This window comes from Bacterioplanoides sp., from assembly GCF_965219715.1.
Taxonomy (GTDB): domain Bacteria; phylum Pseudomonadota; class Gammaproteobacteria; order Pseudomonadales; family Oceanobacteraceae; genus Bacterioplanoides.
This window is the reverse complement of record NZ_OZ244785.1, coordinates 2,952,623-2,974,331: the sequence shown is the minus strand read 5'-3', so window position 1 is coordinate 2,974,331 and position 21,709 is coordinate 2,952,623. Positions and strand designations below refer to the sequence as shown.

Annotated in this window: 18 protein-coding genes; 16 read left to right on the top strand and 2 right to left on the bottom strand. The window is 48.4% G+C overall.

Annotation, left to right across the window (positions count from 1 at the left end; genetic code table 11):
- The first annotated feature begins 14 nt into the window (after nucleotides 1-14).
- From ACOQOZ_RS14010 to gshA, 11 genes are all read left to right on the top strand, one after another.
- The gene (locus ACOQOZ_RS14010; RefSeq protein ID WP_420588773.1) at nucleotides 15-1,793 is read left to right on the top strand and encodes a hybrid sensor histidine kinase/response regulator; all 1,779 of its coding nucleotides are present in this window, start codon (nucleotides 15-17) and stop codon (nucleotides 1,791-1,793) included.
- A gap of 31 nt (nucleotides 1,794-1,824) precedes the next feature.
- Complete coding sequence (hslR, locus tag ACOQOZ_RS14005; RefSeq protein WP_420588772.1) at nucleotides 1,825-2,229, top strand: ribosome-associated heat shock protein Hsp15; 405 nt, start codon at nucleotides 1,825-1,827, stop codon at nucleotides 2,227-2,229.
- 90 nt (nucleotides 2,230-2,319) lie between these two features.
- Nucleotides 2,320-2,913 (top strand): LuxR C-terminal-related transcriptional regulator, encoded by a 594-nt coding sequence (locus ACOQOZ_RS14000; protein WP_420588771.1) that lies wholly within the window; start codon nucleotides 2,320-2,322, stop codon nucleotides 2,911-2,913.
- Nucleotides 2,914-3,266: 353 nt separating this feature from the next.
- Complete coding sequence (locus ACOQOZ_RS13995; protein WP_420588770.1) at nucleotides 3,267-4,001, top strand: hypothetical protein; 735 nt, start codon at nucleotides 3,267-3,269, stop codon at nucleotides 3,999-4,001.
- A gap of 58 nt (nucleotides 4,002-4,059) precedes the next feature.
- Entirely contained in the window at nucleotides 4,060-4,656 is a 597-nt protein-coding gene (locus ACOQOZ_RS13990) for a hypothetical protein (RefSeq protein WP_420588769.1), read from the top strand.
- Nucleotides 4,657-4,757: 101 nt separating this feature from the next.
- Nucleotides 4,758-5,603, top strand: a complete 846-nt coding sequence (hslO, locus tag ACOQOZ_RS13985; protein ID WP_420588768.1) for an Hsp33 family molecular chaperone HslO — start codon at nucleotides 4,758-4,760, stop codon at nucleotides 5,601-5,603.
- A 328-nt stretch (nucleotides 5,604-5,931) separates the two neighbouring features.
- Nucleotides 5,932-7,470, top strand: a complete 1,539-nt coding sequence (locus ACOQOZ_RS13980; protein ID WP_420588767.1) for a phosphoenolpyruvate carboxykinase — start codon at nucleotides 5,932-5,934, stop codon at nucleotides 7,468-7,470.
- 187 nt (nucleotides 7,471-7,657) lie between these two features.
- On the top strand, nucleotides 7,658-9,166 hold the full coding sequence (locus ACOQOZ_RS13975) for an SPFH domain-containing protein (RefSeq protein WP_420588766.1): 1,509 nt from the start codon (nucleotides 7,658-7,660) through the stop codon (nucleotides 9,164-9,166).
- A 131-nt stretch (nucleotides 9,167-9,297) separates the two neighbouring features.
- Nucleotides 9,298-11,652 (top strand): Ig-like domain-containing protein, encoded by a 2,355-nt coding sequence (locus tag ACOQOZ_RS13970; protein ID WP_420588765.1) that lies wholly within the window; start codon nucleotides 9,298-9,300, stop codon nucleotides 11,650-11,652.
- Between the two features lie 262 nt (nucleotides 11,653-11,914).
- A complete protein-coding gene (locus ACOQOZ_RS13965) occupies nucleotides 11,915-14,293 on the top strand; it encodes a Tex family protein (RefSeq protein ID WP_420588764.1) in 2,379 nt (792 codons plus the stop codon).
- Between the two features lie 313 nt (nucleotides 14,294-14,606).
- A complete protein-coding gene (gshA, locus tag ACOQOZ_RS13960; RefSeq protein ID WP_420588763.1) occupies nucleotides 14,607-16,208 on the top strand; it encodes a glutamate--cysteine ligase in 1,602 nt (533 codons plus the stop codon).
- A gap of 60 nt (nucleotides 16,209-16,268) precedes the next feature.
- Here gshA and ACOQOZ_RS13955 read toward each other — a convergent pair whose 3' ends face one another.
- Nucleotides 16,269-16,670, bottom strand: coding sequence for a flagellar basal body-associated FliL family protein (locus tag ACOQOZ_RS13955; RefSeq protein ID WP_420588762.1), 402 nt, complete (start codon nucleotides 16,668-16,670; stop codon nucleotides 16,269-16,271).
- Between the two features lie 154 nt (nucleotides 16,671-16,824).
- On the opposite strand from ACOQOZ_RS13955, the gene ACOQOZ_RS13950 reads away from it, so the two are divergent.
- The 3 genes from ACOQOZ_RS13950 to ACOQOZ_RS13940 all read left to right on the top strand — a co-directional run bounded on the left by ACOQOZ_RS13950 (nucleotide 16,825) and on the right by ACOQOZ_RS13940 (nucleotide 19,110).
- Nucleotides 16,825-17,370, top strand: coding sequence for a disulfide bond formation protein B (locus ACOQOZ_RS13950; protein WP_420588761.1), 546 nt, complete (start codon nucleotides 16,825-16,827; stop codon nucleotides 17,368-17,370).
- Nucleotides 17,371-17,588: 218 nt separating this feature from the next.
- A complete protein-coding gene (gene rsd, locus ACOQOZ_RS13945; protein ID WP_420588760.1) occupies nucleotides 17,589-18,068 on the top strand; it encodes a sigma D regulator in 480 nt (159 codons plus the stop codon).
- An 85-nt stretch (nucleotides 18,069-18,153) separates the two neighbouring features.
- Nucleotides 18,154-19,110: a WD40 repeat domain-containing protein gene (locus ACOQOZ_RS13940; RefSeq protein WP_420588759.1), complete on the top strand. Its 957-nt coding sequence runs from the start codon at nucleotides 18,154-18,156 to the stop codon at nucleotides 19,108-19,110.
- A 3-nt stretch (nucleotides 19,111-19,113) separates the two neighbouring features.
- On the opposite strand, the gene ACOQOZ_RS13935 is transcribed toward ACOQOZ_RS13940, so the two are convergent.
- Entirely contained in the window at nucleotides 19,114-19,551 is a 438-nt protein-coding gene (locus ACOQOZ_RS13935) for a DUF4124 domain-containing protein (protein WP_420588758.1), read from the bottom strand.
- A gap of 118 nt (nucleotides 19,552-19,669) precedes the next feature.
- Here ACOQOZ_RS13935 and ACOQOZ_RS13930 point away from each other — a divergent pair, with 118 nt between their 5' ends.
- Together ACOQOZ_RS13930 and ACOQOZ_RS13925 are read left to right on the top strand one after the other, a co-directional pair.
- Nucleotides 19,670-20,425 (top strand): AAA family ATPase, encoded by a 756-nt coding sequence (locus ACOQOZ_RS13930; RefSeq protein ID WP_420588757.1) that lies wholly within the window; start codon nucleotides 19,670-19,672, stop codon nucleotides 20,423-20,425.
- A 79-nt stretch (nucleotides 20,426-20,504) separates the two neighbouring features.
- Nucleotides 20,505-21,701 (top strand): hypothetical protein, encoded by a 1,197-nt coding sequence (locus tag ACOQOZ_RS13925; protein WP_420588756.1) that lies wholly within the window; start codon nucleotides 20,505-20,507, stop codon nucleotides 21,699-21,701.
- Nucleotides 21,702-21,709: the final 8 nt, after the last annotated feature.

The window sequence follows — 21,709 nt, the reverse complement described above, 5'->3', positions numbered from 1 at the left end:
AATGGATGTGATGCATGGATAGCTTTTTGCCAAAGGTACAACGCAGCCTGATCTACGATGATCAGTTGAACCATATTGGTTCGCAAATGTGGATGGGCTCGCTGGGTTCGGTACTGCTGGGTGTTTTTTCGGTGTATTTGTTCTGGCATCCGGAGACCGAGTCGGGACTGTTGCTCTGGTTGCTTGCTGCTGGCATGGCCGGACTTGCTAACTATTTATTCGGCCTCTATTGCACGCATCTTCTGCGACACAATAAACCGCGTGATAGTAAAAAGCTGTTGCTGATTTTTTCCGGCTTCGGGGTTGTTACCGGTATCGTCTGGAGTGTGCCGCCACTGTGGATGATGACCGGGGTGCCGGAAATGGTGTCGCCCGGCTTTGGTACCTTTTTTATCACGGTTGCCATGATGGGCATGGCAACCACCGCCATGAGTTCCGCCGGAACCTACCTGCCGTTTTATTACGGTTCGGTCAGTCCTTTTATGCTGAGTGTTATTTTTGCCTGTTTTAACAGCGAAAAAACCACACTGGATATGACTCCCCTCGGCAATATGCTGATTCTGTTTACCATTGTGATTTTCTATAAAGTATTTCAGCAAAACAAAGGGCTGCTGCAATCGTTTGCCGCTCAACATGAGAACCTGCGCTTGGCGGAGTTACATCAGCAAGCCAAAGAAGAAGCAGAAGCCAGCAACCTGGCGAAGTCACGGTTTCTGGCGGCTGCCAGCCACGATTTGCGTCAGCCGTTACACGCATTAGGGCTGTATTCGGAATTACTGGAGCAGGAAAAAGATCCACAACAACTGCAACAGCTGGTACAGCGTATCCGCAACAGCACCGGCACATTGAGAACCATGCTCAGTGCCATTCTTGATTTATCCCAGCTGCAATCCGGCGACCTGCAACTGCGCCGCGAAGTGGTGGCGATGCAGGCTGTGTTTAACCAACTGCGCGATAACTTTGAGAACAGCGCTGCGGATAAAGGTTTGTCGCTGAAGTTTTACGGTGGCCATCATTGCGTGCACACAGACCCGGTGGCGATCTCGCGGATCCTTTCGAACTTGCTGAGTAACGCCATTCGTTACACTTCTGCCGGACGTATTATTGTTGCTTGCCGTCGTCGCGGAGATCAGTGCCTGCTGCAGGTCTGGGACTCTGGCATGGGGATCGCGACACATCAGCAACAAGCTATTTTTGCTGAATACGTGCAGTTAAATAATCCGCAACGTGACCGCAATCAGGGACTGGGATTGGGACTATCGATCGTCAAAGGGCTTTGTCACAGTATTGGCAGCGAGATTCAGCTGAGATCACAACCGCAGCATGGCAGCTGCTTTTCGTTTCTGGTTGATGCTGCAGTTGCACTGACGCCAGCTCCAGACGTTGCGCCATCTGCAACAAGCGACTTAGCGCTGACAGCGGTGCTGTTGGTCGATGATGATGAGGATAATCTGGAGGCGGCGCGGCAGTTATTAGAACGCTGGGGAATGGAAGTAACCTGTGTTTCCACAGCCTCACAGGCGCTGCAATATCTGAAAGGCCAACGCCCGGACTTAGTGATCAGTGATTACCGGCTGGCCGATGAAGATGGTGTAGCATTATTGCGGCAGTCTCGCGTTATTTATCCGGATCTGCCCGGTCTGCTGCTTACCGGTGATACCGACCCTGAGTTGTTAACCCGGATTCGCCATGCCGGGGTGCTGGTATTACATAAGCCGATTCGTCCGGCAAAATTACGACATGCCATTCAACGCCAGTTGCAACAAGCGGATTGTGCAGCTGTGGTAGAATGATGTTCTTTCCAATTACACATTTCAGAGCAATATGTCTGACAAAAACTCCTCCAGCAAAGTCCGGTTAGATAAATGGTTGTGGGCCGCCCGTTTTTATAAGACCCGCGCCATCGCTAAAGGAGCAATTGAAGGTGGCAAGGTTCACTACGATGGTCAGCGTTGTAAAGTCAGCAAAACCGTTGACCTGGATGCCCGCATCACTCTGCGCCAGGGATTTGATGAAAAAACCGTGGTGGTTAAAGCAATCTCTGATCAGCGTCGTGGCGCGCCGGAAGCACAAACGCTGTATGAAGAAACCGCAGAAAGTATCAAAAAACGCATGGACAATGCGGAACGTCGCCGGGTGATGAAGTCGGCAGCGTTTATTCCCGACCACAAACCCAACAAAAAAGAACGTCGCGATATGGAGAGGTTCCGCCAGGAACAGGAATTCTGATTGCCCCCATTTGGGGGGTACTCAATGAGAGATTGCAGATTAAACTGTTACCCTCAATGTTATTGAGCGATTGAAGGCAAAGGAAGCAAGATGCCCCGAGTTTTAATCCTGGATGACCATGAACTGTTTCTGGAAGGTGCGCATCTGATTTTCACCAGCCATGCCCCGGAACTGGAAGTGATTCCGGTATCGGATACTCAGCAGGCGCTGTCAGCTATTCACTCTGATGAAGTGGATTTATTGCTGGTGGATATTGATTTGCGCGACTGCGATGGCCTTACCTTCGTGCAGCAGGATATCCCTGAAGATGCGTTGATTCCGTTTGGTGTTCTCAGTGCCAGTGACGATCAACGCAATATCCGCCGCGCCCGTTCCGCAGGTGCCAGTGGCTATATCCCGAAAGATTGCTCTGGCAAACAAATGGTCAGTGCAGTGCGCCGTATGTTAGCCGGGGATCTGGTTTGGATCAGTCAGCCTGATAATCTTGAACAGACCGGGTTAAGCGAACGCCAGCTGGAGATATTACAGTTGCTGGCTGATGGCAAAACCAATAAAGAAATTGGTCGTCAGCTGGACGTCTCTGCGGAAACCGTGAAATCACATCTGAAAATCCTGTTTCGCAAACTCGACGTGGCTAGTCGCTCGGAATGCGTAAAACGAGCGCTGACAGAAAAACTCATCTGACCCCAAATCGGGGGAATGTTGCCACCACCGCGGTCCGTTAATATTCCTGCTTCTTGTGGTTCCGGTACTTCCAGGCGCTGGAGCCCCCTCGCAGGTTTTTACCTGCGAGGTCTTTTCTGCGCGATTTAAAATTTCTGCTTTTAGCCCTTGCCATTTGCTCTCGCTCCTACTGGTTTGAGCTAATCCGATAAATAAAAAATATTTATTAAGAAAATCTTCCCCTGTTTGGGGGATACCTCGCAATTGTTCACCTACTTAAACTGGATTTTCTCGAGGGAGAACTTGTTTACCTCTCGGACTTTAATTTTTTGAGGACCAATCAGGTTACCTCAATTTATCTATAGGGACTTATTATGCGCTTTCTGAAAAAAGCTTTTCCTATTGCAGCTTTAGCCGCAACTCTTGTTGTACCCGCTGCAAGTCATGCCATGAAGTATCACGATAATGATATCGACTTTCGATCATTAGTATCTGGTCTAAGCACTTCCAGTAGCTATTCTGTTGGTGGAAATTTCTATATTCGCAGTAAGCAAGACCCTGATCATCATATTAAGGGTAAGCATGGTTTACACAGTGGTGGTTACTTTCGATTTCGCTTAGGTCGCCATGGCGATAAAAGTACTGCCAAGTGGTTTAACAATCGCTTCGCGGGTGTGAAAAATACTCGAGATGGAAAACCAGGAAAGCTTAATTTCGCTATGCAGGGAAATCTTGAACTGGTTCTGAAAAACCATAAAAGCGGCTTTGAAAAATTACCAATGGGAAAATATAAGTTCAATGATATCGCTATTGCTCAGGGTCACAATAGCGGAAGCCGTAACGACTGGTGGTTTGGTGGCAAGCATTGCGACAATATGGGCAATAACAGTTATACCGTGCGCTGTGAAGGCACAGGACCTAACGGTAAAAAAGTTTTTGGTTATTTCTTTGCTTATAACCGTGCTGGCTCTTTGACAGATATATTAAGGTTTGCAGATAAGGCGATATCCATTGCTGGCTTGCATGATAACTTCCTATCGAAAGAAGTTCTTCATTATGCCGGAGGTAAAGTAAATCGGGTTATGTTGCTGAATATTCAGCCGCGATAGCAATCCAAATCCAGCGCAGCGATTAAAACCTGCGCTGGTCAAACATAGCGATTACTATATGAACGTCCTGATTAAGCTAATTAGATTTTCATTGTTACTGATTTTCTCAGTTGTTGCTGCATCATGTGTTTCGACGAGAGAGAACAGTGCCGTTCATATCGACGAAAAAAATATCGATATGATGGGTGTGCCGGCAGCGTACTCAACGGTTCAGATCAAAGAGAAAAGTGACATTCTCACCAGTTGCCATATTCCTCCACATGATGCTGTGAAGTCAGCGAGCGAATCGATCGGTTTCAAGATCCATGGTGTCGACAATGCCGTCCTGTCTGATGGTGACTCTGCCCTGGCGTTGGGAGGCCGCAACCCTGCCGTATTACTCACTCGCGAGCTATTGTTCCGTGCCTGTGAACTCAGCAGTAACTACGACTATGACAAAGAAGAAGTCCTGAAGATTTATGGGATCTTTCTCAATCATGTCGACAACATTGTTCGTGAGCAGAAGAAACTGGGCAGCGAGACCGTAAGTGGTAAACGCACAGAACTCAAAAGCCTCTCTGATGAAGGTAGTAAGTCAAAGAAGGACGCATACAAACTGAAGGAGGAAGAGGAAGAGGAAGAGGAAGAGGAAGAGGAAGAGGAAGAGGAGCGTTAAGGCTGAGTGTACAGGTCTTACAGGCAGCTTTTTTCTTACTGCCATTGAATTGCTGAAACGCAGCCCTAACATAGGGCGGAAGATTTTTGGGGATTCGCAATATGAACAGTGCCGACCAGTTACAACGCTTCAGTTTTGATCAGACCGATATCCGTGGCGAGATCACTCATCTGAATGCCAGTTATCGTGATGTATTAAAGCGTCATAGTTATCCAACCGTGATTGCGGTTGAACTGGGACAACTGATGGCTGCGACGGCATTGCTGAGTTCCAACCTGAAGTTTGCCGGGCGCCTGACGCTGCAGGTACGGTTGCCAGGCAATGTGTCTTTATTGCAGGCTGAAAGCAGCGATAAGGGCGAATTACGCGCCATCGCCCGTTACGACGAAAGCGTTGATGCCGAGCAACTGAGCTTCGAAGACGGCCAGCTGGTGATCACTATTGAGCCGGAGAAGGGGCAGAAATATCAGGGTATCACCGGGATTGAAGGCGGCAATATCGCTAAGGCAATGGAAGACTACTTTGAGCAGTCAGAACAGCTGGCATCACGTTTCTGGTTGGAATGTGACGGTCAAAACGCAGCCGGTTTTATGTTGCAGAAAATGCCAGCGGCAGAGACCAGCGATGTTGATGCCTGGGATCGCCTGACGCACCTGGCCAGCACCATCAAGCAGCAGGAACTGTTGGAACTGAATACCGATGTATTGCTGCACCGCTTGTACCATGAAGAACAAATCCGGGTTTATGAACCTAAGGATCTGAAGTTTTTCTGCACCTGCTCCAAGCCGCGTCTGGCAACAGCGCTGACGCAGCTGGGTTATGACGAGCTGGATACGATTCTGAAGGAAGCGGGCAAGATTGAAGTGAGCTGTGAATTCTGCCAGCAACATTACGCCTTCGATCGCCAACAGGTGGAAGAGCTGTTCCCTCAGCGTCACCCACATTGATCGTGAGCTAGCCGCGTTGCTAACACTTCAGGGGTTCAGGTCGTCTCAGACTAAAGGCGGAAGTATTCTGAATAGCGAATATTTCCGCCCTTTATGTTGATCTCAAATGCCTGTTTTTCCAGTGAATAACAGGTGACCAATCAGGACAGGGCGCGGGACGCTAAAAGACAAGGGTTATCGTTTAGCCGTTTTTCTGCCATAATCGCGCGCCTGAAATTTATGGATTCGCCCCTTCTGTTCATTATCCAGAGCAGTATCAGGGACGGTACAGCAGCTTTGATATGGCCATAAGCCGTACAGACCACATGAGGACCCACAGGGCACCGATATGACCACTGTTTATACTAACTTATCTTCAGCTCAACTGGTGGAACATGCACTGCAACGCGGCGAAGGTCGTCTGCAAGACACTGGCGCACTGGTTGTGACCACTGGTAAGCGTACTGGTCGTTCTCCAATGGATCGTTTCATTGTTGAAGAGCCAAGCAGCAAAGACGCTATCGACTGGGGCAACATCAACCGCCCATTCGACGCCGACAAGTTTGATGCGCTGTGGGAGCGTGTTGAAGAGTATCTGGCTCAGCACGACAGCTTTGTATCGACTGTTCATGTTGGCTCTGATCCGGCTCATTACCTGCCGGTTAAAATGACCACTCAGACTGCATGGCAGAACCTGTTCGGTCGTAACCTGTTTATCCGTCCTGAAAGCTTCAACCCAGCTGATAAAGAAGAGTGGCAGATCCTGAACTGCGCTGGTTTCGAGTGTGTACCAGAGCGTGACGGCACTAACTCTGATGGTTGTGTAATCATCAACTTCGCACAACGCAAAGTGCTGCTGGCTGGTATGCGTTACGCGGGCGAAATGAAAAAAGCGATGTTCTCTGTTCAGAACTTCCTGCTGCCAGAAAAAGACGTGCTGCCAATGCACTGTTCTGCCAACGTCGGTGAAGACGGCGACACTTGCCTGTTCTTCGGTCTGTCTGGCACCGGTAAAACCACCCTGTCTGCTGACCCAAGCCGTTACCTGATTGGTGACGACGAGCACGGTTGGGGCAAAGGCACCGTATTCAACATCGAAGGTGGCTGCTACGCAAAAACCATCGATCTGTCTAAGAAGAACGAGCCAATCATCTGGGACGCGATTAAGTTCGGCGCCATCGTAGAAAACGTAGTGATCGGTGATGACAACCGCACTGCTGACTACGCTGACACCAGCCTGACTGAGAACGGCCGTTGTGCATACCCACTGGAGCACGTTGAGAAGCGTGTTGCAGAAAACAAAGGTGGCGAACCTAAAGCTGTTATCTTCCTGACTTGTGATATGACTGGTGTACTGCCTCCAGTATCTATCCTGAGCAAAGAACAGGCTGCATATCACTTCCTGTCTGGTTATACCGCTCTGGTTGGTTCTACTGAGATGGGTGGCTCTAAAGGTCTGAAGTCTACCTTCTCTACCTGTTTCGGCGCACCATTCTTCCCACGTCCAGCGGGTGAATACGCTGAGCTGCTGATGAAGCGTGTAACTGAATTCGACTCTCAGGTTTATCTGGTAAACACTGGTTGGACCGGTGGTGCTAACGGCAACGGTGGTGAGCGTTTCTCTATCCCGACTACCCGTGCGGTAATCAGCGCGATCCAGAGCGGTGCTCTACGTGATGCAGAAACTGAAACTCTGCCAGTATTCGGCCTGAACGTACCTAAGTCTGTAGACGGCGTTGAAACCAAGTTGCTGAACCCAATCGCAGCATGGGATGACGAAGCCGCATGGACTGAATCTGCTAAGAACCTGGCAGCTCAGTTCGTTGAAAACTTCAAGAAATACGACGTTTCTGAAGGCATTCAGGCTGCAGCGCCTAAGCTGGACTAATTACGAAAGTAATACAGTCAGTTATTCGTTTTAACGAATAAAAAGAAACCGCTTTTTCTTACTGTCAGCAGTAAAGGAAAAGCGGTTTTTTATTGCCTGGATGCTTATCTATTGACTGCCCTTGTCTCTTTACTGACCCCTCTATAAAGTAACGCCTCTCTTCTGTAAAAGAACACAAGGAAAGATTATGGCTTTTTGGGGCATCTTAATTGGCGTTTTATGTATCGCCAGCATCATTGCATTAGGCTTTGTGCGCTCGTCACAAAAAATGAAGATTGAGCGGATGCGCTCCGAACTGGAGGGGCAAGGAAAAAGCCCGGAAGAGATTCGCGGACGCCTTGATGAAATCACCTACGATATTCCTGCACAAATAGTCCCAACACTGGTGAGTGCAGCCATTTTGTCGTTTGCAGTTGGCGCCTTTAACCAAATCTTTTTCTATGCCGAACCGGGTTATATCTACCATGTTCGTACCATCACTGGTGAAGAAAAAGTGGTTTCCGATGTGGGCTATAACACCTATTTATTTGGTCGTTACAACGCCTGGAAACGTGCCATGACCGTTCAGGCGGTTGCTGGTCGTCGTGAGCAACTGGAAGCCGAGAGTGATGATTCCGATGCCAGCGCAACTTTGCCGCCGATGAATATTATGTTCCTCGATCAGGTCGATGCTGATTCAGAAGCGACGGTGCGTTTTTCCATTCCGGAAGATCCGGATTCTTTCTTAAAACTGGCGCATGAATATCGTTCTCCAGCGAATTTATTACGTACTGCATTAATTCCAGCCTTTAAAGAAACCATCCAGGCAACTGCGTCATTGATGAGTGCCGAAGAATATTATTCCGGCGGTCGTTCTGAATTTAATTCTGAATTTGAAAATCAGATGTCCAGTGGGATTTATCTGGTGCGCCGTGAAGAGCAAATTAAACGTAGTGCGCGTAAAACCAAATCTTCCGCAAACGCTGCATTAGGTGAGAATCAGCAGGAATATGGCGACGAAACCAAAATCGAGTTTGTTGTTAATAAAGTACTGGATGACGAAGGCTCACCAAGACGCAAAACTCAGAAATTCACCAACTTCGGAATTACGGTTTTAGACGCTCGTGTAACTGATATGCGCCCGAATAAAAAGTTTGTTGAGCGTATGCAGTTAAAACAAAAAGCCTCGGCTGACCGTGCGATTGCACGTGAGCAACGTATTCAGGAAGAAGAACAACGTTTGTTAGCGATTGCTAAGGGTGAGCGCGAAGTGGCGCAACGTCAGGCCAAAGCCAAAGTGGAACAAATTCAGCGAACCACAGAAGCACAAACTGAAAAGCAATTGGCTTTAACCAATTCTCAGAAATTAAAAGAGCAGGCAGAAATTGCTAAAGACACGGCTCAGATTGAATTAGAAAAAGCGCGTATTGAAGCAGAGACTCAGCGCACGCTGGCAGATGCTGAGGCGTACCAGAAAGAAGTGATTCTGAAGGCGGATAACGCACTGGCGCAAAAGCTGGACGCAGAAATCGAAATTCAGAAACTCTGGGCAGAAGCCTTTGCTAAACGTCAGGTACCAACCAATGTCTTCGGTGGCTCTGGCAGCGGCGGAGCGCCGGTTGGCTCGGATGCTGAAACCAAGGCCTTTATGCAGATGTTAACGCTGGATGCGGCTAAACGTCTGAACTACAACCGTGAGGTTTCGGGTAAGAACTAGGTATGTACGAAGGCATAAAGCCCGATACAATCGGACCTTATGCCTTAAATGACACTTGTAGCAATTACAAGCTGACTATTTTGTCGATATCGATTAAAATTTGAGCGTTTTAAATTCGACAAGGACGCCAGATGAAAGCGCTTTCCTCCCTTTCAATGCTCGCTACAGTAGCATTGCTCACCGGTTGTATATCTGAAGATGAAAAGAAGAAGATTGAACAGGCCGGGGTTGACCTTAATAAGCTCGCGAATCAAATCATAGTAACTGCACCAGCAGCTGGTGCGACTGTTAACACAGCTGAAGTAATCGTTCGGGCTGATATTCCATCTGATGTAAAAGCCAAAAGTGTCACTTTATTAGTGGATGGTGTTGAAGTTGGTAAAGATGACGATGGTGCTCCCTGGGAAATCAAATGGCCTGCTTATTATTGGGGAGATGGTAATAAGCACTCGTTGTTGCTGAAAACAGTAAGTGGCAGTGGTGTTGAGCTTCGCAATGAGCCTACGTCGGTGACCGTGTCTCATTCTGTAAATACAGCTTTGAAGTTAACTTCCGATAGTTCTACGGAAAGCTATACTTTTGGTAAGTCGACCACGCTAACGTTTACCCCAGTCGACAATGCTAAGCATTATGAATTTGATGTTGCTGGTGACATTATTCAGTCGGACGAGCCCGAGGTAACGCTTGATTCCTTGTCTGTTGGCTTACATGAAATTAAATACCGTGCTGTGTTAGATAACGCTTCACAGCAAACTTTTACGGGTCCATACAGCACAGCCACAAATGTACAGGTACAAGCACCATATTCAGCTGATCAATTAGCGATTACTCCAGCTAAAGGGTCTCTGGCCATTAAAGATTCGAACAGCATCGAACTGAATTTGGCAGCAGTTGCAGGGGCCAAAAGTTACGAGGTTGTTTCAGGCTCTAAAAATCATGTAGTTACGGAACCAAAAGTAACAGTAGATCAGCTTGCGATTGGCTCTCATGAAGTTAAGTACCGCGCGAAGTTTGAAGATGATAAAGCGGGTGCTTTTACTGGCGCGTTCAGTGCGCCGGTAACAGTGGTTGTAGAAAAGCCTGGTTTTCCTGTGAATATAAAAGTTAGCGCCAATTTGGTTGATAAAGAGTATCAACTCGACTTTAGCTGGGATGCTATGGCGAATACTCAGGAATATGAAGTTATTCTGGAAGGTTTAGACAAACGAGAGAAGCCTTACACAACTAAAGAAAACAAACTAATTATCCCAAAAGTAGCATTAGGCACCTACAAGTGGACTATTCGTCGTAAAAATACGGTCAATCAGTGGTCGGATCGATCGGATAAAAAAGATGTAAATGTTGGTGTATTCAAGGCTCTTTTAGGCGGCGCTGGTATTGAATATGGCAAAGAAATTGTGACTGCTTCAGATGGTGGAGCAATCGTATTGGCCAATACACGTTCAAGAGGGGATGCACAGGGAGATGATTGGATTATAAAGTTAGATTCATCCGGCGCCGTTGAATGGGAATATGTTCTCAGAAAAGAAGGCACTCCGAGGTTAAATTATATAAAACAATTATCAGATGGTGCGATTTATGCCGTTGGGGACTCGGGGTCCTGGAGGAATTCTAAGGGGTATGCCGTCAAACTCTTCTCTGACGAAAATATTAACGAGCGATTAGCTTGGGAAACTGAATACCGAACTAATGTGAGTGGGGGTGAGAGATTCAAAGGAATAGCCGAAAAAAATAATAAGCTCTACATCGCAAGTGAAGAATATAGCTGTTTTGAAGTTGGCTCTAGGGTGGAGTGCCAGGTTAATAAGATGACAATTCTTGAACTTGCAACTCAAGATGGGAAATACGTTTCTAATATTACAGTTCCAGAGCTAAATGCTGGTTCTGCATATACTCGTATTGGCCACTTTACTTTAGCCAAAGATGGGGACTTTTTACTTGCCTGTTCAGCAGAGCCCTCACCTAAGCCAGCATCATATTTTGGAGATGGAGCCTGTTTGGTTAAATTTGATGTAACAGGTCAGAAAGCTTGGGAGCAGACCATGCTAAATGACGGGATGTTGAATGGTAGATTTGTATATGAAATGCCAGATGGAAGTTTTGTACTCTCCGGACAGAATGTTTTTTCAATAGATGGTGGCATTAAATTCGCTATTATTAAAGACGGAAGTGCTGTATCAGTACATACCAGGGGTAACGGAGGCTATTCAAATGCTAGAGAAAGAATGGTTAGCAATGGTCGTGGTGGTGCTAATTTCTTAATTACTAATCGGGATTCAGATTTACCGGAGCTATGGGAGTTGTCTTCGGATGGCAACACCAAGATGCTTAAGACTTTTGAAAGGTATCGTCAGAGTAAGCTTCACTTGAGATCTTTTGCCTTAAACCAAGAAAATGGTCTGTATATGTTATTTAGTATGATCCATCCCGATAGTCAGAATCGCGACCTTGTCATTATGAAAACTGATATTGACGGCGGAATTTGACTTGAAGAATTAGAAACCGCTTTCTAGAAATAGAAGGCGTTTTTGGGAAATCAGCAGTATTACGAATCTTAGTATGTAATTAGAGGCCTAACAGGTATTTTATTGTTCGTTAGGCCTAAATCTTCTTAGCTTCGGACGCAGGTCATTGGCACTCATCCAATCTCAAACTGAACTCTTTGCAATAAATCTCCGTTATACTCCCCTTCCTGTTTTACCGTTCCATTGATTGTTACAAGCTGTTTATCAAGGTAATAAGAAAAATATGTCTGTAGATCCTCGCGCCCAACAAATTGGCGCTCGCATTGCCGAAGAATTAACCATTCGCCCGCAGCAAGTCGCTGCTGCCGTTGCTTTGTTAGATGAAGGCGCAACCGTGCCTTTTATCGCTCGTTATCGTAAGGAAGTCACAGGCTCCCTGGATGACGCCCAGCTGCGTACTCTGGAAGAACGCCTGCGTTATTTGCGTGAGATGGAAGATCGTCGCGATACCATCCTGAAAAGCATTGATGATCAGGGCAAGCTCAGCGATGAGTTGAAGCGGGATATCCTGGCTGCAGACACCAAAACCCGTCTGGAAGATTTATACCTGCCGTACAAGCCGAAGCGTCGTACTAAAGGTCAGATTGCGATTGAAGCGGGCCTGGAACCATTAGCTGAGAAGTTAATCGCTGATCCAACCTTGAATCCGGAAGCGGAAGCTCAGGCGTTCCTGAATAGCGAACATAAAATTGACGACACCAAAGCAGCGTTAGATGGCGCTAAGTACATCCTGATGGAACGCTTTGCCGAAGATGCCAACCTGCTGGCGAATCTGCGCCGCTTTATGACCAACGAAGCGACTTTGTCTGTTCGTGTGGTGGCGGGCAAAGAAGCCGAAGGCGCCAAGTTCTCTGATTATTTTGAACATGATGAAGCGTTAAAAGGCGTGCCATCGCACCGTGCGTTGGCGATTCTGCGTGGTCGTAACGAAGGCTTCCTGAGCTTCTCTTTGGTGACGGGTGACCCAGACGATAAATTAGCCGCCAGCCCGTGTGAGAGCATTATTGCCGATCATGTGGGTATCGAAAATCAGGGTCGTGCTGGTGATCGCTGGTTAGCTGAAGTGGTGAAGTGGACCTGGCGCATTAAGCTGCTGACTCACCTGGAAACCGAAATGATGGGCAATGTGCGAGAAAGCGCGGAAGAACAAGCCATCAAAGTGTTCGGCGAAAACCTGAAAGATTTATTGTTGGCCGCTCCGGCAGGCACCAAAGCGACCATGGGTCTCGACCCGGGTTTGCGTACCGGGGTAAAAGTCGCGGTTGTGGACGCCACCGGTAAGGTGGTGGATCAGGCGACGATTTATCCAACCCCGCCGCGTAACGATCTGGCCGGTTCAGCGGCGGTATTAACGGCGTTAATTGCTAAGCACAATGTTGAGCTGATCTCGATTGGTAACGGCACCGGTTCGCGTGAAACCGACAAATTTGTCGGCGATATGATCAAGGCTCAGCCTGCGCTGAAAAACGTGCAGAAAGTGATGGTCAACGAAGCGGGTGCTTCGGTGTATTCCGCGTCTGAACTGGCGGCGAAAGAATTCCCGGATCTGGATGTGACGATTCGTGGTGCGGTTTCTATCGCGCGTCGTTTGCAGGATCCACTGGCGGAACTGGTGAAGATCGAACCCAAATCTATTGGTGTCGGTCAGTACCAGCACGATGTGAACCAGACTCAATTAGCGCGTTCGTTGGATGCCGTCGTTGAAGACTGTGTGAACTCGGTGGGCGTTGATCTGAATACCGCGTCTGCTCCTCTGCTGACTCGCGTATCTGGTTTAAATACCACATTGGCGAACAATATCGTTGCTTACCGTGATGAAAACGGTGCTTTCCAATCCCGTTCGGATCTGAAAAAAGTCGCACGTTTGGGGCCTAAGGCGTTTGAACAGGCGGCGGGATTCCTGCGTATTATGAATGGCAAAAACCCACTGGATGCCTCGGCGGTTCACCCGGAATCCTATCCGGTCGTGAAAAAAATCGCCCATGAGTTCAGCAAGGATGTTGCTAGCCTGATTGGCGATTCGGCCACATTGAAGTCGGTAAACGCATCGCAGTTTACCGAAGATGGTGTGGGTGAAATCACTGTTAAAGATATTATCTCGGAGCTGGAAAAACCGGGCCGCGATCCTCGTCCGGAGTTTAAATTCGCTGAATTTAAAGAAGGCGTTGAAGACATCAAAGACCTGAAGCCGAATATGGTGCTCGAAGGTGTGATCACCAACGTGGCTGCCTTTGGTGCTTTTGTGGATATCGGTGTTCATCAGGATGGCCTGGTGCATATCTCTGCGCTGTCTGACACCTTTGTTAAAGATCCGCGTGACGTAGTGAAGGCCGGTGATATCGTTAAAGTGAAAGTGATGGAAGTGGATGTTCCGCGTAAGCGTATCGGACTATCGATGCGCATGTCTGACGATGCTAATGAGCGCGCCAAGGAGAAAACGCCTGGTGAGCGCAAAGGTGGTAGCCGTCCAGGCTCTCAAGGGAATAGGGGGCGTGGGTCACAACAGCGTTCATTTGGTGGTAACTCTGGTGGTAATGACTCCGGCCAGAGTGCAATGGGTGGCGCATTTGCGGCGGCATTTGCCAAGGCTAAAAAGAAGTAAACTTTCGAAAATACTCCGGTCTGATTGTTTTCCTGCCGCCGCATCTAAGGCACGGCACTTGGCACATCCTTGTGCCTCGCCCTGCGGGTAGCTGAGCTGTGCAAAAATGCTATCCTGCACTTTTGTCCCTGTGCTGTAGATGCTCCGCGATGTCCTATCGCTGCTGCGGAAAACAATCAGACCGAAGAACTTCCGAGTTGAGGACGGCGGAGCCTGTTCCATTTATAACCACACGCTGTTCCGCCGACGCTCTTACCCACCTGTCGCCTTTGTCCTATAATCTCGGCACATTTGACAAGATACCGAGGCGACATTGGCCAACTCTGAATCACCTAGCCTGAAGCAAGCGCTGGCGCTGCTAAGCCAACCTGAACACCTTTCTCTGCTGGCCAATATTCAGCGTGGTATCGAAAAGGAAGGGTTACGTTGTTCTGATCAGGGGGTGATCAGTCAGAAGCCTCATCCAAAAGGTCTGGGCTCGGCACTAACGCACGAAAGCATCACCACCGATTATTCCGAGGCACTGCTGGAGTTTATTACGCCGGTATTTAACAGCGCCCACGAAGCGCTGGCCTATCTGGAAATTGCCCATCGTTACACCTACAGCCAGCTCGATGGTGAAATGATCTGGCCCAACTCCATGCCCTGTATTATCCAGGGTGAGATGAGTATTCCGATTGCACATTACGGCGATTCAAATCTGGGTAAACTGAAGCACGTTTATCGCCACGGCTTATGGCATCGCTACGGCCGTATGATGCAATGCATTTCCGGTATCCATTACAACGTGTCTATGCCAAAAGAACTGTGGCCTGTGCTGTTTGAACTGGAGCATCAGCGTCAGCCTGCTCCTGATAACAATGGCAAAGAGTTACAGGATTATATTTCGGCGAAATACTTTGGCCTGATCCGTAACTTCCGTCGTTATTCCTGGTTGTTGTTCTATCTGTTTGGTGCTTCTCCGGCACTGTGTAAATCTTTCCTTGATGGCCAGCCTCATCAACTGGAAAAACTGAAACAACACACGTTATATCTGCCTTACGCCACGTCTTTGCGTATGAGTGATCTGGGTTATCAGAACAGCGCTCAGTCGGATCTGACCGTGTGTTACAACACGCTGGACAGTTACGTCGATACGCTGGGTAAAGCTGTGAGTGACCCGGTTGCTGCTTATGAAGAGTTGGGTCTGCAGGATGAACATGGCCAATACAAACAGCTGAATACCAATCTTCTGCAGATCGAAAACGAGTACTACAGCGATATTCGTCCGAAGCGTGTTTCCCGTAACGGTGAAAAGCCGCTGGAAGCGCTGGCCAATGAAGGGGTGGAATATATCGAAGTGCGCAGTACCGATCTGAATCCGTTTATGCCTCTGGGTCTGGACGTACCACAGCTGCAGTTTATGGACGTTTTCCTGAGCTGGTGTTTATTGCAGCCGAGTCCGGATGTGGATAACGCCGAATACGGTCGTATCGAACGCAACCAGAAAAAAGCGGTGATGGAAGGCCGTAAGCCTGGCCTGATGCTGGAGCGTGGATATGAAGAAATCTCGCTGCAGCAGTGGGGCCTGGAAGTGGTGGAAGAAATGCGTGAACTGGCGCAACAGATGGATAAAGCCCGTGGCCACACTTTCCATATCGATGCGCTGAATCAGCAGAAACTGAAACTGGCCGACAGCACGTTAACGCCTTCTGCCAAGGTGCTGGCAGCATTGCAGGAACAAGATATCGAGTTTGCGGAACTGACCCGTAACCTGGCGCAGCAACATCGTAAAGAGTTATCCGAGCCTCTGGGGAAAGAGGTTAAGCAAAGCTGGAAAAACAAAGCGGAGCAATCGCTGGCAGCGCAGCAGGAACTGGAAGACTCAGACGATATAAGTTTTGATGAGTACCTGCAGAACTATCTGCAACGCTGAAACCGCCAGACATAAAAAAGGCCTCATTGTGAGGCCTTTTTTATGTCTGTATTTATCCGCTCAGTTCTGCACAACAAAGTTATTAAAATACAGGTCATCAACTGATGGCATACCTTCCAATTGGTTCATCACGGCCCTGACTTCATCGAGGCAAACACGGCGTAATGATTCGCGGCCCTTGGCGCTGTTCATGGTTTCCGGTTCCTGAGCTGACAGCAACAACACCAGATTATTGCGGATATACGGTTTGTGCTGGCTCACCATCGCCGCGGCTGCACCGCTGCTAACCTTAAGCGAGACCTCGGTTCTGAGGTACTTCATCCGCCCGGAACTGCCATAGTTCACCACAAATGCGGGTTCCAGATGAATATAGCGTGCTGCGGAACCACCACCGGCTTCACCTTCGGCGTGAACGGCAACAGAACAAACGACCAATAGCCAGCTCAGGGCCAAACGTAACATGTGCATCTCCTTGGAATACTCTGTGCGCTTTCTTTACGCATGCGCGAATAACTTTACGTCTGTATTGATCTTAGACCAGATAACTCAGTTCGCTGCCTGTGTTAGACTCGCTGGCACTAATAACTGACGTTTTTGCCGATAGCGGAGATTTTTTGTGTCTTCATTACAAACAACGGGTAACTGGTTTACTAATCCTCAGTGGCTGCATTGGGGCTATCTGGCAGGTTTCCTGACCTGTGCTGGCCTGATGGCGGCGGCGTATTATTTCGAATACGTGATGTACCTCGACCCCTGCCCTTTGTGTATGGCTCAGCGCTTAGGCACAGTAATGAGTGGTTTTGGTTTTTTGCTGGCATTTTTCAGCCGCAATATGCGTTGGCCATTGTTGCTGGCGTTGTTATTTACCCTCGGCTCTGCGCTCTTCGCCACCTGGGTCGCCGATCATCAGATCTGGATGCAGAACCTGCCAAAAGATGAAGTGCCTGCCTGTGGTCCAAGCATGGATTATCTGATGGAAACATTGCCGTTAACCGACTTATTAAGTGTGATGTTAAACGGTGATGGCAACTGTGCAGAAATTGTCTGGAGTTTATGGGGTATGAGCATGCCGGAGTGGACGCGTATATGCTTCCTGGGTTTTGTTCTGGCCGCGGCTTATGCCATTTTCCACACGGTTAAACAGCGTTTTATTAATCGCTGAAATCCGTTTATAAAACCTTCTTATACCCCGGCGCCAGCAAATTTTCACCCTCTTCTGGCGCCTTTTGTTAAAACTCACTGACAAGCACACCCTGTTACGAATGCAAGTCAAAAAAGTGAAAAAAGCTGCTTGATTCGGCCTTTTTATCGCGCATATAGTTTTCCCCGAGATAACAAAAAACAGCCCCTCCGGCTGTTACAGGATCGGGAGAGAATCCTATGTTAGAGAACTGCAAAAATGCCCACGAGCGCTGGGGCGGCGTTCATAAAATGATTGATTCCTGGCTGAACGAACGCCAGCAGCTGATCGTACTGTATTGCAACCTGTCGGCCAGCAAACCGCTGTCGGTTGAAGATCCGCTAGCCGAGAATATCGGTCGCTTCTGCCAGGTGATGATGGACTATTGTTCCGCTGGTCACTTTGAAATCTACGAGCAGCTGATTAACGAAGCCAAAGAGTTTGATGACGGTGGTGTTGAGCTCGCCAGAGAGCTGGTACCTAAGCTGGATAAACTGACTGGCCAATGTGTTGATTTTAACGACACCTACGATCAGAACTGTGCCTTCGAACTGTTGGCAAAACTGCCACCGGATTTATCCAATATTGGTGAAATTCTGGAAGAACGTTTTGAACTGGAAGATCAACTGATCGAACAACTGCACAACGTCCACAAAGATCAGGTTGCTGAAGAAGCCTGAGCTCTGTCTTTCTGATATCTCCTGATAGACGGTCTACACTTACAGCAGACTCTTTTGCATTAGCCGTTTATCAGGGACGACATCTATGTCATTGCTGACCCGCAGTATATTACTTTCCTCTGCTCTGTTATTGAGCGCGTGTGACGACGCCAAAGCACCTCAGAAAACCGAAGAAGTTGCCGTTCAAGGCGCTTACTCTGTGCGATTTTCTGATGATGGCAATAACGCCATGGTTGGCAGTTTGCATCATGGCGGCAGCTTGTGGTCCGTCAGCCCACTGGAGCGTCGTTATGACTGGAATCACCAGGCTGAGGGCTACAGTAATATTCTTGCCAGTGCGTTTTCTCCGGATGGAAATTTCATCGCCACCGCAGATAACCGCACCATCGTGTTATGGCAGAAAGATACCGGTGAAGCGGTGTGGTTCTGGAATGCGCCGGGCGATATCGAAGACATCGCGTTAACCGCTAACGGCAATCTGGCGTTGCTGGCCATGCAGGATTACACCGCCACATTATTCGATATTAAAAACGGTGGCATTCGCCAGCGGCTCGCCCATGACGGCATTGTTTATGACGTTTCAATTGCGCAGGACGGTGTGATTGCAGCCAGTGCCAGCGACGACTCCACCGCTAAAATCTGGAATCTGCAAAGTGGTAAGTTACTGAATACGCTGGCACACAAAAATCAGGTGCGTACCGTGCAGTTATCGGATGATGGTCGTTTATTGTTTACTTCGGAGTTTGGCGGTAGTGGCAAAATCTGGGATGTATCATCGGGTAAGATGCTGAAGGAAATCACCTCAATTCGCGGTCATTACAGTGCAGCGCGGTTTGTAAATTCGGCCAGTCAGCTGATCACCGGCAGCAGTTCCGGGAAAATTGAATTGTGGGATGTCAGTAGCGGTCAGCGTAAGAATGTCTGGCGGGCTGAACCCAGAGATACATGGGTCAGCAATAATGTGCAGGTGGAAGACGTTGCACGATCCGGCAGTGGCTGGATTGCCGCCGGATCGAACGGATTGCTGTATCAGCTGAAGTAAGGGCTACGGCAGTTTCTTTAATTGTGCCGCGCGGTCATCCAACAGCTGTTGTACGTTCTTGGCATCGTCCATCATCTCGCCAACTTTGTCCGGTGACACGGTTCCCGGGAAAGGCAGTGATGGACCACCACTCTTACCTTTACCGTCCTGCTCTTCCTCTTCGTTCTTCGCCAGCTTAATACTGCGAATCACATTGGCGGCGGTGTCGACGTTAACCACTTCGGTTGCTACACCTTCCGGCACAGAGTCGCCGAAATGCCAGACACCTTTTTCGTCCTGCCATTTCTGATACTGCTGACGGGTTTTCTCAGTCGATAAAATATCGAGCGATTGTTCGGCATCAAAGTTCTTCAGCAAATCACCACCACGACCCTGAATAAAATAAGGTGCAGCCATCGCAGCGCCGAGAACAACCAGCATCATGCCAATTTTAAACTTCATATTTCCATCCTTGAGGGCTATTTCTCATCCTTAAAGTATACCTTATGCTTTACTTAAGCATGGCAGATTTAAGTAATTGTTTATTATCACACATATGTAAGCAAAAGCAGGAACGCTAGTGGCTCACGAATCGACACACCAGAACAACCCATTTCGCCCTCATGCCCGTGTGGTCGGCATGACTGCGCCTGTGCGTGTGATGATTGCCAATGCCAAGGGTGGCTGTGGCAAAACCACGCTGGCGACTAACGTTGCCAGTCACTTTGCTCATCATGGTGAGCTGACTGCGCTGATTGATTACGATCCACAAGGATCGTCGATGGACTGGCTGGCTGCACGCGATGTACACCTGCCTACCATTACCGGTGTTGCGGCTTATCAGAAACACGCGCCACAAACGTCGACTAAAACCTGGTCATTGCGGGTACCGGCCAATACTTCCCGGGTAGTGATTGATACTCCGGCGGGTTTGGCGGGAAACGTATTATCCGATCTGATCCAGCAATCTGATGTTCTGCTGATTCCGGTTATTCCATCAGCGATTGATATTCGTGCTGCCACCGGTTTTATCCGCGACGTGCTGTTATCCCGTTCTTATCGTATGAACCCAAAACCGATTGCTGTAATCGCTAACCGGGTGCGGAAAAACACGCTGATCTACGCCAAGCTGGAAAAGTTTCTCAACAGCTTACAGATCCCTTTTATCACTGCCCTGCGTGATACTCAGTTTTATGTGCGGGCCAGCGAACACGGTTTAGGGATTGTTGATTTTGATCAACAAGACAAAAAAGATATTGCCGAATGGCAGCCTCTGGTGGATTGGTTAGACCAAACTATTGACCAGATTCGCCAATCTCAACAAGCTTCGCGATAAATTCATCTAAAATGCATAGATGAATTCAATGTAATTCGTATAATGCCCGCATTCGTTTCTATGTCCGAGGAATCTTCCTATGCCTGCACGTAAGACTACTGCAAAAACTGCTGCCAAAAAGCCAGCAACCAAAAAAGCACCTGTACGTAAAACAGCTGCAAAAACCGTTGCAAAAATTGTTTCTAAAAAAACGGTAGCTAAGAAAGCACCAGTTAAAAAAGTTGCGGCTAAGAAGCCAGCAGCTAAGCGCGTTGCGTTAACTGCAGTACAACAACTGCAGAAAGACATTGCAGCCTTACAGGTAAAACTGGAAAAAGCCCAGGCTAAAGAACTGACTGACGCTGAGAAAGCACTGGCGAAAGCAACCACTGTACAAGAACGTGCAAACACCAAAGTGGCTAAAGCGACTGAAGCTAAAGCAAAAGTCAGCGCCAAAATCAAAGTTAAGAAGACTCCGGCAGCCGTTCGTCAATTAGACAACGCTAAAGTGAAGCTGGAAGCTGCTAAAGAAGAAAAAGCAGCAGCTCGCGAAGTACTGGTTGCAGCAAAAGAAACGCTGAAAGTTCAGAAAGCAGCTGACAAGCAACGTACCGCTCTGGCGAAAATCGTAGCCAAGTTCGAAGCTGAGCAGGAAAAAGCACAAGCTAAAGCAGAAAAAGCTGCGGCGAAGAAAGCACCGGCTAAAAAGGTAGCCGCGAAGCCAGCTGCTGAAAAAGCTAAACCAGCAGCGAAGAAAGCGGCAACCAAAACTGCAGCAAAAAAAGCCCCGGCTAAAGCAGCAGAAAAGAAAGCGCCAGCTAAGAAAGCTGCAGCGAAGAAGGCAGTAACCAAAACTGCAGCTAAAAAAGCCCCTGCAAAAGCGGCCGAGAAAAAAGTAGCGGAAAAGAAAGCGCCGGCTAAAAAGCCAGCAGCCAAGAAAGCCGCAGAGAGACCAGCCGCTAAAAAAGCGGTTGCTAAGAAGCCTGCAGCTAAAAAGGCAGCAGCCAAGAAGCCAGTAGCGAAAAAAGAAGCGGCACCAAAAACCGTTGAAGCGCCTGCGGCTGTTGAAGAAACCAAAGTAGTTGAAGCTCCGGTAGCAGACGTAGCAGCAGCTCCGGTTGAAGCGCCTAAAGCGGAAGCTCCGGCAGTTGAAGCAGTACCAGCTGTTGAAGAAGTAAAAGCAGAAGCCGTGGTTGAGCCAGCGGTAGAAGCGGCTCCTCAGGCTGAAGAAAAATCAGCTGAAGAGAAGCCAGCAGAAGAAAACGCTGAAGGTTCCAGCCTGTTTGGTGCTAACTAAGCAAAGCG

Bases quoted from the DNA above. Each gene is read 5' to 3' on its own strand.
- ACOQOZ_RS14010 (WP_420588773.1), top strand. From the start codon at position 15: ATGGATAGCTTTTTGCCAAAGGTACAACGCAGCCTGATCTACGATGAT.
- hslR (WP_420588772.1), top strand. From the start codon at position 1,825: ATGTCTGACAAAAACTCCTCCAGCAAAGTCCGGTTAGATAAATGGTTG.
- ACOQOZ_RS14000 (WP_420588771.1), top strand. From the start codon at position 2,320: ATGCCCCGAGTTTTAATCCTGGATGACCATGAACTGTTTCTGGAAGGT.
- ACOQOZ_RS13995 (WP_420588770.1), top strand. From the start codon at position 3,267: ATGCGCTTTCTGAAAAAAGCTTTTCCTATTGCAGCTTTAGCCGCAACT.
- ACOQOZ_RS13990 (WP_420588769.1), top strand. From the start codon at position 4,060: ATGAACGTCCTGATTAAGCTAATTAGATTTTCATTGTTACTGATTTTC.
- hslO (WP_420588768.1), top strand. From the start codon at position 4,758: ATGAACAGTGCCGACCAGTTACAACGCTTCAGTTTTGATCAGACCGAT.
- ACOQOZ_RS13980 (WP_420588767.1), top strand. From the start codon at position 5,932: ATGACCACTGTTTATACTAACTTATCTTCAGCTCAACTGGTGGAACAT.
- ACOQOZ_RS13975 (WP_420588766.1), top strand. From the start codon at position 7,658: ATGGCTTTTTGGGGCATCTTAATTGGCGTTTTATGTATCGCCAGCATC.
- ACOQOZ_RS13970 (WP_420588765.1), top strand. From the start codon at position 9,298: ATGAAAGCGCTTTCCTCCCTTTCAATGCTCGCTACAGTAGCATTGCTC.
- ACOQOZ_RS13965 (WP_420588764.1), top strand. From the start codon at position 11,915: ATGTCTGTAGATCCTCGCGCCCAACAAATTGGCGCTCGCATTGCCGAA.
- ACOQOZ_RS13955 (WP_420588762.1), bottom strand. From the start codon at position 16,670: ATGTTACGTTTGGCCCTGAGCTGGCTATTGGTCGTTTGTTCTGTTGCC.
- rsd (WP_420588760.1), top strand. From the start codon at position 17,589: ATGTTAGAGAACTGCAAAAATGCCCACGAGCGCTGGGGCGGCGTTCAT.
- ACOQOZ_RS13940 (WP_420588759.1), top strand. From the start codon at position 18,154: ATGTCATTGCTGACCCGCAGTATATTACTTTCCTCTGCTCTGTTATTG.
- ACOQOZ_RS13935 (WP_420588758.1), bottom strand. From the start codon at position 19,551: ATGAAGTTTAAAATTGGCATGATGCTGGTTGTTCTCGGCGCTGCGATG.
- ACOQOZ_RS13925 (WP_420588756.1), top strand. From the start codon at position 20,505: ATGCCTGCACGTAAGACTACTGCAAAAACTGCTGCCAAAAAGCCAGCA.